Source organism: Paenibacillus aestuarii, from assembly GCF_027789125.1.
Lineage (GTDB): Bacteria > Bacillota > Bacilli > Paenibacillales > NBRC-103111 > Paenibacillus_E > Paenibacillus_E aestuarii.
The window spans coordinates 66124-78930 of sequence record NZ_JAQFVF010000083.1 but is presented as its reverse complement, the minus strand read 5'-3'; the positions used below and the strand labels follow the sequence as shown (position 1 = coordinate 78930).

10 protein-coding genes and 1 riboswitch are annotated in these 12807 nt (G+C 48.7%); of the genes, 1 reads left to right on the top strand and 9 read right to left on the bottom strand.

Annotated features, from left to right (window positions below; genetic code table 11):
* Positions 1-218: 218 nt before the first annotated feature.
* The 7 genes from O9139_RS28215 to O9139_RS28185 form a co-directional block, all read right to left on the bottom strand.
* Complete coding sequence (locus O9139_RS28215; RefSeq protein WP_270885081.1) at positions 219-1166, bottom strand: DMT family transporter; 948 nt, start codon at positions 1164-1166, stop codon at positions 219-221.
* Between the two features lie 78 nt (positions 1167-1244).
* Positions 1245-1345: riboswitch (purine riboswitch) on the bottom strand.
* Positions 1346-1436: 91 nt separating this feature from the next.
* Positions 1437-2303, bottom strand: coding sequence for a carbohydrate ABC transporter permease (locus O9139_RS28210; RefSeq protein ID WP_377525338.1), 867 nt, complete (start codon positions 2301-2303; stop codon positions 1437-1439).
* Positions 2304-2325: 22 nt separating this feature from the next.
* Positions 2326-3297, bottom strand: a complete 972-nt coding sequence (locus O9139_RS28205) for an ABC transporter permease (protein WP_270885079.1) — start codon at positions 3295-3297, stop codon at positions 2326-2328.
* A 16-nt stretch (positions 3298-3313) separates the two neighbouring features.
* Entirely contained in the window at positions 3314-4402 is a 1089-nt protein-coding gene (locus O9139_RS28200; protein WP_270885078.1) for a mandelate racemase/muconate lactonizing enzyme family protein, read from the bottom strand.
* A gap of 23 nt (positions 4403-4425) precedes the next feature.
* A complete protein-coding gene (locus O9139_RS28195; RefSeq protein ID WP_270885077.1) occupies positions 4426-6732 on the bottom strand; it encodes a helix-turn-helix domain-containing protein in 2307 nt (768 codons plus the stop codon).
* Between the two features lie 17 nt (positions 6733-6749).
* Positions 6750-8294, bottom strand: a complete 1545-nt coding sequence (locus tag O9139_RS28190; protein WP_270885076.1) for an extracellular solute-binding protein — start codon at positions 8292-8294, stop codon at positions 6750-6752.
* 386 nt (positions 8295-8680) lie between these two features.
* Complete coding sequence (locus tag O9139_RS28185; RefSeq protein ID WP_270885075.1) at positions 8681-8905, bottom strand: DUF896 domain-containing protein; 225 nt, start codon at positions 8903-8905, stop codon at positions 8681-8683.
* 209 nt (positions 8906-9114) lie between these two features.
* Here O9139_RS28185 and hcp point away from each other — a divergent pair, with 209 nt between their 5' ends.
* Positions 9115-10407, top strand: a complete 1293-nt coding sequence (gene hcp / locus O9139_RS28180; protein WP_270885074.1) for a hydroxylamine reductase — start codon at positions 9115-9117, stop codon at positions 10405-10407.
* Positions 10408-10657: 250 nt separating this feature from the next.
* On the opposite strand, the gene O9139_RS28175 is transcribed toward hcp, so the two are convergent.
* Together O9139_RS28175 and O9139_RS28170 are read right to left on the bottom strand one after the other, a co-directional pair.
* Positions 10658-11176, bottom strand: a complete 519-nt coding sequence (locus tag O9139_RS28175; RefSeq protein WP_270885073.1) for a YbjN domain-containing protein — start codon at positions 11174-11176, stop codon at positions 10658-10660.
* 12 nt (positions 11177-11188) lie between these two features.
* On the bottom strand, positions 11189-12781 hold the full coding sequence (locus tag O9139_RS28170) for a hypothetical protein (protein WP_270885072.1): 1593 nt from the start codon (positions 12779-12781) through the stop codon (positions 11189-11191).
* Positions 12782-12807: the final 26 nt, after the last annotated feature.

Here is a 12807-nt window from a genome sequence, read left to right as displayed (position 1 = left end):
TCAACTTCTTACGTGGCTTTCGTTTGCTCTAAACCCATGGCAGCGAGTTGTTTCTTCGTACATCATCCGTTTTACAAACCCTTACAAATGGCTCTTAATTTGATCAATGAGTGCGCTATATTGACAAGGTTGATACACGTAACTGGCCGATTTCGATCATGAGATTGTTCCATATCCAATCACGAAAACTCAGTTAACATGCTGTGTCATCTTCGCTGTCAACCGGACACGGTATCATTGCGACCAGCCCATCGCGTTCGTTTCAGCAGCTCTGGAAACGCAACACCTAGCAGCACCAACAAGACCCCAGCCCATTGAAGCGAGCTTACATACTCGTGCAGAACGACGGATGACAACATAACCGCGACAGGCAGCTCGGCGGCACCAAGGATGCCTGTCAAGCCTCCTCCGATGCGCGGAACCCCTATCGCGAACAATAGTGGAGGCAAGAACGCGCCGAACAAGCCGAGCATTCCCCCTAACGGAAGCAGTCCTTCCAAAAGCGCGACGTTGACCAGGAATTTGGGTGGGAACAAGAGGAAGACAAACAGCATCCCCCCTGTAATCATCCAGGCGCTTCGGTATGCAGGATGCATGGAAGGCACTGCTTTTCCGCTGAACAGAATAAACAGCGAGTAGCTTATCGCGGACGAGAAGCCGAACATCACGCCCTTCCAGTTAAACTCGGACAAGCCTTGATCGAGTATGCCGGCCGCTAGCAATGTCCCTCCAAACAGAACTATTAGCGTGATCAACATGATGCCGTTCGGACGACGTCTCTGTTCGACTGAATTGATCAATACCCCCATCCATGTGAATTGGAATAGCAACAGAATGGCTAGCGAATTGGGAATATATCGAAGGGATTGGTAATACAACAAGCCTGTTACAGCCGTAGGCACACCAGCGATCATCAGGATGAGTCGATGCCTCCACGAAAACTTCGAGGCAGTCGTCGCAGCGGAAGTCGCCGGATTAACGCTTCCGTTCCATTTTCCCTTCCATTTCAAGAATAGAACGAGAGACCAAGCCAATAAGAATCCCGTCAACAATTGACTTCCGACGACTTCTCCGAGCGTATAACCTTTGCCGTACGCCGTCGTGACGATCGTCGACAGAATGCCGTAACAGACTGCGCCCAATAAAACCAAAAAACTGTATTTCATTTATAATTCTCTCCTCTGGCTTTCTTGCCGTTTGTTTCGAAATAAAAAAACTCCCTTGCCATCGAATATGGAATCGTCAAAACTCGATTCGATATTCGTAGCAAGGAAGTTAAGGCTTCCCGTAGAGACCCCCACCCTGTATTTCGCGGGGTTATACGAATGTATTATTGATTCAAACAAGAGCAAAGCAACATCACAATGATAAGGCGCTCGCTCGCCATTGTCAACTGGTAGAACAAATATGCGGCGGGAATAACCGTCGAACGGAGTTCATCCTTTTACAGAGCCGAGCATAACCCCTTTCGCAAAATGCTTTTGCAAAAACGGATATACAATCAGGATCGGCAGCATCGCCAGCACGATAGACGCCATGCGGATCGTCTCCTGCGGAAGCACTCTGTCGTCACTGCCTCCGGCCCCGACGCCGTTAGAGTCGGAATCGATGACAAGCGATTTTACCAGTACTTGCAAGGTCCATTTTTTGGCATCACTCAAATAAACTAAGGCGTTGAAATACGTATTCCAGTACGAAACCGCAAAGAACAGAACGAAAGCCGCGATAGCAGGCATCGATAAAGGAATCACGATCCGCCAGAATACGCCGATGTCCGAACATCCGTCAATCCGTGCCGCATCCTCCAGCTCCGGGGGCAGAGAGTCCAAAAACCCTTTGATCACTAGTAAGCTCCACGCGTTGGTCAGACCGGATAAGATCAGGGACCAATGGGAATTTAAGAGATTCATATCCTTCATTAGCAAGTAGTTCGGTAAAATACCCGCGTTGAAGACCAGTGTGAACACAACGCCGCCAAGCATCAGCTTTCTGCCGGGTACATGTTTTTTGGTTAACACGTAGGCGAAGGTAAACGAGGTGATGATACTGAGCACCGTTCCAATCGCGGTGACGTAAACTGTGCTTTTCAAGGCGTTAAGAAAGCTGTTGGTCGAAAGGATGTACTTGTACGCGGCTAAAGACCATTTCTCGGGAAATAAATAAAATTTCAAAGGCACATACACCGCAGGATCGGTAAACGATACGCTGAACACGTAAATAAACGGGAACATACACGCTATAGAAATAATGGCAAGCAAAGAGTAGTTCACATAATCAAAGACCGTCAACTTCTTGGTTGTCACAAAACTCAATGGGATTACCTCCTTAATAAATGCCCTCTTGTCCCAGCTTCTTCACAGCGTAGTTGGACAGCATCACAAGGGTTAAACCGACCACTCCCTTGAACATACCAACCGTCACACCCACGCTGATTTTGCCTCCCAATATACCGATCGTGTACGCATACGTGTCGAACACCTGAGATACGGAATTGACCAACGGATTATTCATCAGCAGAATTTGCTCGAAGCCCACATCCGCCATATGGCCAAGTCTTAAAATAAGCAGAATAAGGATTGTTGGGCGAATGGCCGGCAGCGTCACATGCCAGATTTGCTTCATTCGGGATGCACCGTCGATAACTGCGGCTTCATACTGCTGCGGATCTACGCCCGCCATTGCCGCGAGGAAAATAATCGTCCCCCAGCCGACTTCCTTCCACATACTCTGAGCGGTAAGCAGTCCCCAGAATAGGTTCGGATTGGACAGAAAGGATACAGGCCCGAAGCCCATCCCCGCGATCAGCTTATTGATAAGCCCTATGTCCGAGGAAAGCATGAAGAAGGACATGCTGGCTACAACGACCCATGACAAAAAATGAGGCAAATAGACAATGGATTGATTGATCCGCTTAAACACCTCATGCCGGATCTCATTGAGCATTAAGGCCAGCACAATCGGCAGCGGAAACATGAAAATAATACTGAAGATATTAATGGCAAACGTATTTCTGAGCATGAGATAAAATACTTCGCTCGAAAACAAATCTGAAAAATTCGTAAAGCCGATCCATCGGCTACCCCAGAAGCCTTGAAACGGATTATACTCCTTAAAGGCAATCAAGAGCCCCCACAAGGGAACGAATTTGAACAGGATAAAATACAGGATGCCCGGCAGCGCCAGAGCGTACATCCACTTGCTTTGTACCATAGCCGCCCACAATCGCGAACCGCTATGGCTTCGCTCTCCGTCTGCAATTGGCTGAGTCTGTGTATGCGTATGTGTATGTGTCTGCATGGATGGCCCCCGCTCATTAGTATTCACTGCATTGATACTCCGCCTTCTCAAGCCAATCGGGATTTACCGTGATGCCCCAACCCGGCCCCTGTGGAACCTGTACATAACCGTCGGACACGATGAGCGGTTCTATAAACAGCCCTTTCGTCCAAGTGTCCTCTTCTATGGTATATTCCATGTACTTCCCTGCATTCGGAATGGCAGAGACCATGTGCATCGTAAAGACAGTCAGCATTGATAAATTGGCGGCATGCGGCATGCAGATCATCCCAGCCGCTTCAGCCATTTTGGCCACTTCCAGCGCCCGGCTCAAGCCTCCAACATAACATATATCCGGTTGGACGATGTCCACGGCGCGCATCTTCATCATTCGTCTGAATTGGGCCAGATCTGTATCCTGCTCTCCACCAGTGACTGGAATATCCAGGGCATCGGCGACCTGCTTGGTCCACTCCAGCTCCATATAAGGGCATGGCTCCTCAAAATGGCACACTCCGTATTGCGCCAGCATCTTGCCGGTTTCAATTGCCTTAGCCGGTGTGAGTCCGCTGTTCGCATCAACATAAAGCTGCGTTTTGTCGCCAATCGCAGCCCGTACCTCCCGCACCACTTCCTCCGAACGGCCCGGATACACATCCACATCACTTGCAAAGTTGTTGGCAATGCGTATTTTGAAGGCCTCGATGCCCTGCGTTTCCATTAAACGCTGAATCCGGTCCGCTTCATCCTTCGGAGAAATGTTACGCTTCATGCTGGAGCCGTAAATCTTCACTTTGTCGGGCTTTCCGCCCAGCAGCTCGCTTACGCTCTTACCCTGACGCTTCCCCTTCAAGTCCCACAAGGCGGTATCTAAGCCGCCGACAGCTCTGCAAATAGAAGAGCCTGGAAACTTATGTTCTTCCCTAATCACTCTTTCCGCGAGCGCTTCAATTTCGTCCGCATCAGCGCCCAAAGCATGGGGGGCTACCTGCTGATGAAGCACAAGTGCCGAAATATTGGCGTGATAAGGCGCTATTTGTCCATAACCTTGTAGGCCATCTTCTGAAGTTACCCGTACTACGGACAACTGTCTTGTCGTAAAGGTCTCGATCCGTTTAATTTTCATCGGTTCATTCTCCATTCGTATAATTAGCGATGCTCAGAACGGAATTGCCCCGGAGTCATCTGTACATAACGCTGGAACAGACGGATAAAATTGCGCTCGGAATAGCCGATCACCGCCGCAACCTCGTTTATACTTTGATCCGTATCTTGAAGCAGCTTTTTCGCTTCGTCGATCTTGGTTTCTACGACATATTCCAAGAAGTTCTTTCCCATCTTCTTCTTAAATAGCCGGCTCAGGTAAGACGGGCTCAGGCCAACCCGCTCGGCGCATTGCACTAAGGATAAGTCGCTGCCGTAATGCTCATGAATATATTGGCAGATCCACTGGATCGCCGAGTCCCCAGCTGATTCCCGGTCATTTTTTGTCAACCATAGATAAAGTGGAAACAGCGATTCTTCAACCCAATCGCGTATCTCTTTCGAGGTTTGCTTGCTCCTTAGCTGACCGAACAAATTTTGCTCCATCACATCGAATACACTCACGCCCCGCTTCTCGAGCGACATAATAAAAGACGATAGGAAAATATGATAGCTTTGGTAAATGAATACATAGGATTGCGAATTCCGAAGCGTCTCGGTAAATTTCTTAAAATGCTGAACTGCTGAAGCCGTATCCTCCTGTTCGAGGGCTTGGAGAATCGACTGCTCTAGCTCTCCCGGATACCTTAACATCGTCTTGGCCTTCGTATGCTCCACATCATCAATAAAGAGCAGAAACTCTTCATCTCTAAATATCCTGTATTGCAGGGCATGATCCGCTTCTTTATAAGACACCGGAATGTCCGCGATATAGGGATAGAACCTTCCAATACCGACGTTAACCTCAAAGGATAAATACTTGTTGAACGCCTCGATCATGACATAGACATAGTCTGAGGTCAGGTCCCGCATCGTCTCTTGAGCCATATCCGGCTTGAATTGCAGGACCGCAACCCCTCTTCCCTGATAAGGAATTGTATATCCCGTCAGCTTCTGATCATTCAGTATTTCCTGCATCACGTTGGCCAGTGAAAAAGCTACGATGCCTTTCTCCTCAGGCAGAAACCGCTTCTCTCGATAAATATTTTCTGCATCCACAACGAGGACAACGTTCGTCAACTCCGCCTTAATGCCATGCGTCTGGCAATCCTGAATCAGCGTTTGATTGGCCGTATAGTCACCGCTTAGCAGCTTTAAGAGAAACTTTTCGCGTAAAGAAGGCTCGACGTTTTGCACATACGCTTTCAGCTTCTGGCCCTCTTTACTCAAATAATCGAGCGATTCCTTGATCATATCGAGCTCGTTGCCTTCAGGCTCGTTCCCATTGCCGCGAAGAGTACGACTGTACTTTAACAGCTGCCCGATCGGAGTGTACGCTTTTTTGGACGTAATATAGGTTAGCAGGATCCCTACCCCGATAAACACAATAAGAATCAGGACCGTCATTTCGCGGATCCAGCTTAGCTGATCAGTGATGACTTGCTCGGGGATAACGGATACGTAAGTTCTGGAAAAAACGTTTTTCACAAAATGGTACTGGGCCGGTTTGCCGTCGATTCCTTCCGCTACAAAATGGCCCGAACTTTGATTCGATGCTTGGATCAGCGCAATTCCTCTAAGCCTGGCGGTTTGTTCCACCAGACTTACGTCCGCCTTGCGGTCTCCCCCAAACGGATCGTTTAGCTTAACAATGGACAAATCTTGATCTCCCGTTAAAAGAACCGTATCGGTCTCCATGAAATTACTCAATACGGAAGCTTCGATTTCAAAGACCAGCACACCCTTAGGTCCTTCGTTCCCGATTAACGGAAGCTGTCTGGAGAACGTAATATAGCCTTCCTTTCCTTTAAGCTGAGTCCACTCCGTCGGATACTTGCTTGAAAGCAGCTCATCGATATGATCTCTATACTTGTAATTGCTTTTGTCAATGGAACCGTATTCATTGGAAATAACGACGTGATTCGTACTGTTATAAAAATAGATTTCGCCGATAAAGCTGTTGAAGTTTTTGACCAGTGCTATTTTTTTCAAAATCTCCATCGTTAACATATTACTTTCATCGGGCGTTGCGGAAAATGCTTGCTGTATCAAGGGATCATTGGCTAACTGGAGAGACTCCTGCTCCATTTCTTGTAAGACCCTTTCGGCACGGTCCTTCATCATGGTTAAAGACGAATCACTCTCCGTCTGAATATATTTCTCCATACGGGTCGTAGAAAATTGATAGTACGCCATGCTGGCTAATATAACCGGCATGCACACGGAAATGCAGCCGAGCCAGATGAGCCTGTACAAATAAGTTCTCGGATTCGTCAGTCGTTTGATCAGAAACTTGCTGCTCCAGTTAGCCATAAGCACTCCCCGTCTTCTTACTTAGGAAACTTCTCTTTGTAGTCGGCTGCAAATTCCTTATAAGCCGTTTGAAAGTCCGCACTGCCGTTTAATTTGTCAATGTAAGCCTTGTACTCATCCATCGAAATTTGTCCGACGATCGCCTTCACGACCATCGACTGCCACTCGGATTGATATTTCGGCCAGATCGAAGTCCAGGTATTCGAGTTAATGATGGAGAACAAATCGATTTTGCCGACCTGAGCATAGGAAGCCACCGATTTTTCTTTCGCATCATTATAAGCCTTCGGAGCCGCAGGATTGATGACCTTCATTTTGTTGTTATAAGCGAGAGGGAAAATGGCACCTGTCCCGTTAGCGGTTACTTGCTTAACGCCCAGTTCGGTAAGCTTCTGTTGGCCATCGACCAGCTTATAATGGACACCTTCGATGCCGTAATAGTTATAATCGGTTTGCTCCATGGTTGTCGTTTTTTCGAAAAAGTCTAGGATTTGCTTTACTTTTGCCTCAGGCACTTTTTTCGAAATATAGAAAGCGCCGGAGAAAGGAACCGACAACTGAACACTGACCCCGCCCGGACCCTTCATAGGCGGCAAAGAAATGACGTTTGCATCAGGCTGCACCTTCTTAATCGTTTGCTCGAAGCTGTAGTCCCGCCAAGTATTTCTCCCGTAAGAGGCCGCTCGACCTGTGGTGAAGATCTCCTCTGCTTGCGTTTGCTTAATTGTGGAAAAGTCTTTGGCTAAGCTGCCGTCGGCGTACATTTGGCGGAAATAGGCGACCATGTTCGTGTAGTTCGGCGTCAAGTACTTGTTGATCAGGCCGCCATCCTTAGCAATAACCGGATCCAGGCCCCCGAAAGCTGCTAGAAAGCTGCCATCGCTGTCTGCAAAAAAGTTGCCTGAGTTACTTTGGCCGATTAGACCGATCGTATCCTTCTTTCCGTTGCCGTCCGGATCTCCATTGACCATAGCTTTTAACGCCGCTGCATATTCATCGAGTGTTGTCGGCACCGGTATATGGAGCTTATCCAGCCAGTCCTTCCTTATTTTAAGGCTGAGGTCAATATGCGGGCGGTTTCTCGGTACGCCATATATTTTCCCGTCTGTTCTTATATAGTTCCAAACATCCTTATAGCCGTTGTTCTTCAAATTCGGGTATTTGCTGAAATCCCCAAGGATCGGCGTCAAATCCCAAAACGCCCCTTGCTTTACTGCATTTTGAAGCGTCGGACGTGTGATGCTGTTTGCTACAATGACTTCCGGAATATTGCCGGATGCCAGAACAAGGTCAAATTTCGTGTCATAATCGCCAGAAGGAATCCATTCCACGTCCAACTGGACTTTGTTATCCTTTTGAAACTTGGACCAATACTCGTTATTCATATCCTGGACGTCTGCAAAAGACGGAACCATGAATTGAATCTTCAGATCGGATGCCGCAGTCACAGCAGCACCGTCTTTACTCACTCCCTGCGTTTCTCCGCCGCAGCCGGCCACTAACAGAAGTGGAACCAGCATAGCTAGGCTGACTCTTTTTGTCGTTAACGTTATCGCTTTCATAATAGCCTCCCGTTGATTCAGCTAAATTAGCTGCTGTGCAAGATGCTGAGCAGCAGCGTTCTCGGGTTTATTATAGGAGAAGCTCCGCCTGCAAGTAAGTGACAATCCTTGTTCAACAAGCTCAAATCGGCCGGAGATCAATTATTGTCATATGCTTAGCGCATAGCGTAATCTTTTCTAGCTATACGATGAATGTACCTGTCATTTGCCCTTGTATGCAGTAAAAAAGGAACAGTTGCCGGCTGCGGCAATCTGCTCCCTTATCTGCTATCGTGTCCCGTTAGAGTTGGCATAAGCAACCCTGTCATGGGGATCTTTCGTGTGGATGCCAATTGATAATTTTACCTTATTTCTAGTATTCTTAAAATTAAGATATATAACAAAAATTACTGAGCATTAGCGTTTTTTTTGTCAATAAGCTTTTTAGGCGTTACATCGTTCCCTAACTCATCCATAATAGATACGCTCAACAGCGTCGAGAATACTTGCCCGCGTAAAATCTGTAAATACTGCGTCCGAAGTTCTGCCTGTTCCACTTTCTCGGTATCAGATAGACCTATGCTGCGCTCAATTCTGCTCAGTTCATTAATTCGATTCAAAATTGGAATCATTTTTATTACCTCCTTGAAGTCGCTTTTCAATATCTTAAAATCATATTTCTTAATTTTAAGATAAATCAAATTAAGATAATTGTCAATAGCTCTCCGAGACATCATATATCGCACTGTGTGACGAAGGTCACATTCAACTTCTCCCCCGTCTGATAAGCTAATCGTGTAAGAGAACATCGTATAGTCAATCACCGAACGGAGGATGCAACATGTTTTGTTACCAATGTGAACAAACACCGACTGGCGGCTGCAAGGTTATCGGGGTATGTGGGAAAGACGAGACAATCGCAAGCCTGCAGGATACGATCATTTTTGCACTGAAAGGCATTGCCGCTTATGCGACACACGCCAGACAGCTTGGTTACACCGATCCGGAAGTAGATAAAATAACACATGAAGCCCTGTATCTAACTTTGACTAACTCCAATTTCAATCTGCAAGAGCATCTGAACATGGCTATGAAGGTCGGAAACGCCGCAGTGAGGATTATGGATGTGCTCGACCGTGCGCACACGACGCACTTCGGTATTCCGCAGCCGGTGACGGTTTCGCAGAATAAGATCGAGGGCAAGTGCATTGTCGTGACGGGGCACAATCTTTATGCGCTGGAAGAGCTGCTGAAGCAAACAGAAGGCAAGGGCATCAACATCTATACCCACTCGGAAATGCTACCAGCCCACGGATATCCGAAGCTGAAGCAGTATCCGCATTTAAAAGGAAACATCGGGAAGGCCTGGTATGACCAGCGCCGGCTGTTCGAGGAGTTCTCGGGCGCAATTCTGGCGACGACCAACTGCGTGATGCCGATCAAGGGCACGTACGCGGATCGCTTCTTCTCCTATGAGGTAGCCGGACTGGAGAACGTTACGAAAATCATCGGCGATGATTTCTCGCCACTGATTGAGCGGGCGCTCGAGCTGCCGGAGGCGAATATCAACTCCGACCTGCTACTGACCACCGGATACCACCATGAAACGATCATCGGGCTGGCGCCGGAAATCATTCAAGCGGTCAAAGACGGCCTGATCAAACGATTCTTCGTCATCGCCGGCTGCGACGCCCCGGGCAAAGGGGGCGAATATTACCGAGAGCTTGCGACATCGCTTCCAAGCCATACGGTCATCCTGACGACATCTTGCGGCAAGTTCCGCTTTAACGATGTTGATTACGGCACGGTTCCCGGCACCGGCATTCCGCGTTACATTGATTTGGGTCAATGCAATAATTCCGGCTCCACGGTCAAAATCGCACTGGCGCTTGCCGATGCCTTCGGCTGCAGTGTCAACGAACTGCCGGTGAGCATCGTGCTATCGTGGTTTGAGCAGAAGGCTGTGGCCATTCTATTAGGCTTGTTCAGCCTCGGAATCCAAGATATTCGGATCGGACCAAAGGCGCCGGAGTTCATTAACGAGGGTGTCCTGAACGTACTTGTCGAGAAATTCGGCTTGAAGCTGATCGGAGATGCGCAGGAGGATATGGAGGCTATGCTTTCGCTGCACTAAGGAGGTCTTGACTATGATGAGGTTGGAACAATATCGGACTCATCCAGGCAAGTCTGAAAACGAACCGGGGATCCTATACAAACTGCTCGCCCATTATCTCATCAGGCTGGTATCGTTTGCAGTGCTCGTCATTGTGAACATATTGTTCAGAACAACTCGTGCAGATCACGACCTTGTAGTCTGCATGCCCATAACGCAAAAGGCCCCCTCTCCACTGTACATGAAAAGCAGCCATAACTCCTTTATGCTCCTACCTTAAAGACTGAATCACTTGCTCCGCTGAAGCTTCACCGCTAGCTGCCGCCTCAACAGCATCCGCAAACATATCGCACATATAGATGAAAAAGCTTAATGTCTCCAGCACTTCATCCCGTTCGAACGATTTCGCTGCGGAAATGCTGTATACATACCGATAATGGAGCTCATCTTGGTCGTTAATGCCGAAATGGCCGATGGGCAGTCTTGTGTTAATTTCCAAAAACAGTGCCGCCAGCTCCTGACGCCTTCCTGCTTGCAGCTGAAACGGAAACGTGCTGTACATTTGTAGCAGTTGAATCGCTTCGACTTCTTCATCGTTAAGCGGCAAAAAACTGAAATGCAGGAACCGGTCCCGCCCCTTCGAATCCGCTTGAAAACCGGCAATCAGCACGTGGAGCGGAATCGCTTCGGACTTTTCCAGCAAATTCGTCGCGAGTCCCGATCCATCCAATATTTCCTGCAGATAGCCCAACTGTGCGAAATGACGTGCATGTATTTTATCTGGAAGCATATGTAAACCCCTTTACTCTCGTTTGCCCATTTCCTCAATTAATTTAGCTTTTAATTTCGTCGGGTCTGTCTTAAATTGCTCCAATGCGAATAAACTTACACCTGTCGCCTCAACCAAGCTTTTCACTTGGTTGTATCGCTCCACCACTTTGTCATCGGTCTCATCAAAGGCGGGAAGCTTCTGGAGCATGTCGATGATCATAGCCGAATCTCTCGAGCGGCGCTCCAACTTCTTATCTGTCGACTTGTCCGCATTAAAGATCGCTTTCGTGATGCCCCATGAGCCTGCCTTCGCAGCGCGGTCACGGCCTGCCTGCTTGAGTGAACGAGCCAGCGGCATCGCAGCGCCAACACCGCTTGCTACGATTTTCAGCGGCGTCCCGACCTGTGCGCCAACGCCTGTGAGCGTCGCGATATCGCCCGCGATCTTGGTCAGCTCGATCCCGATTTGCATCCCGCCCCTAGTCGTCCGCTTCACGTTGATGTTCTTCATTTCCTTGGCGAGCTCATATTCCGCTATCTCATCCAGCTGTCGGGTCGCATCCGCATCCCCGAGCGCCTTCTTCGCTTCCAGTTTTCGCTTATGCTCAGCAAGCTTCACTGTATCGACGCCTGCATTGCGATACCACTTCTTGGCCTTAATAAAGTCGGACGTTGCGTACTTATCTTTGAATCCGCGTTTTAACGTCGTCATCGCCGACCGATTCAGCCCGGCTTTAATGACGTCGACCGTTTTCAGAGCAATTTTCACACCGCTGACAGCAATGCTGACACCCGGTATGACAGACGCCAAGCTGGCCGTGCTGGACTCCATAATTTCCATGATGCCCTTCGCCACCTTAAGCCCTGACGATGCAGCCTGAATGGCGTTGCTGATCACTGTAATAACGCCTTTGGCCGCTTCACCCTTTTCCAAGCCGCCATTCTCGGAGTGCTGGCTGTACATGTCATAAATCGATTTGACAGCCATGATGGTGCTCTTGACGGCCGAAATCGCTTCCGCGACAGTACCCGTATAATCGCTCACCGCCGAGGAATGGCCGACGCCGTCAGTATGGCCTGCCGATTTGGACGCCTTGTCAACAAGCCCTGCTGATCCGCTCACTATTTTCCCGCTGGATTCTATCATCTGCGAGCCGGTGCCTGCATAGTTCCATCGCTTGTTATGATCGGTGCGGTCCGAATCCTCAGAGATCGAGAGCGTTTCCCGAATCGCGCTCATAATCTGGAAAGGACCGCCAATCAGGTCGGCCGTAGAGGAAACAGCCCCCATGGAAGCAGATTGCTGTGCCGTGCCTGCATCTTTCGTTGTGCTATAAGCGTCCTTTAAATCATCGGATCGTTTGCCGAAGCTCTCGCCGAACGCGGACGTGACTTCCGCCCCGACATCCGCTCTTTCCTTCAGCGTATCCGGATTTCGTTGAATTAACTGATTGGCATAGGCCTGCGTAGCCCGGTTGCCCACCGTACGCTGCATTTGCATAAAGAAGCCCCGGCCTAGCGGAGTCGGCTGTGCGGCTGCACGATTCAAAAGCTGCGGCTGCTTAACGTTCTGCTGAGATCGTGCATTCGACTTCGATTGATATTGATGATTCCCTTGGGCCATTTGCAGAGGACTCCTTCACACTTGGT

What these genes read in the sequence shown, in the direction of transcription:
- O9139_RS28215 (WP_270885081.1), bottom strand. Translation starts at nt 1,166, where the DNA reads ATGAAATACAGTTTTTTGGTTTTATTGGGCGCAGTCTGTTACGGCATT.
- O9139_RS28205 (WP_270885079.1), bottom strand. Translation starts at nt 3,297, where the DNA reads ATGCAGACACATACACATACGCATACACAGACTCAGCCAATTGCAGAC.
- O9139_RS28200 (WP_270885078.1), bottom strand. Translation starts at nt 4,402, where the DNA reads ATGAAAATTAAACGGATCGAGACCTTTACGACAAGACAGTTGTCCGTA.
- O9139_RS28195 (WP_270885077.1), bottom strand. Translation starts at nt 6,732, where the DNA reads ATGGCTAACTGGAGCAGCAAGTTTCTGATCAAACGACTGACGAATCCG.
- O9139_RS28190 (WP_270885076.1), bottom strand. Translation starts at nt 8,294, where the DNA reads ATGAAAGCGATAACGTTAACGACAAAAAGAGTCAGCCTAGCTATGCTG.
- O9139_RS28185 (WP_270885075.1), bottom strand. Translation starts at nt 8,905, where the DNA reads ATGATTCCAATTTTGAATCGAATTAATGAACTGAGCAGAATTGAGCGC.
- hcp (WP_270885074.1), top strand. Translation starts at nt 9,115, where the DNA reads ATGTTTTGTTACCAATGTGAACAAACACCGACTGGCGGCTGCAAGGTT.
- O9139_RS28175 (WP_270885073.1), bottom strand. Translation starts at nt 11,176, where the DNA reads ATGCTTCCAGATAAAATACATGCACGTCATTTCGCACAGTTGGGCTAT.
- O9139_RS28170 (WP_270885072.1), bottom strand. Translation starts at nt 12,781, where the DNA reads ATGGCCCAAGGGAATCATCAATATCAATCGAAGTCGAATGCACGATCT.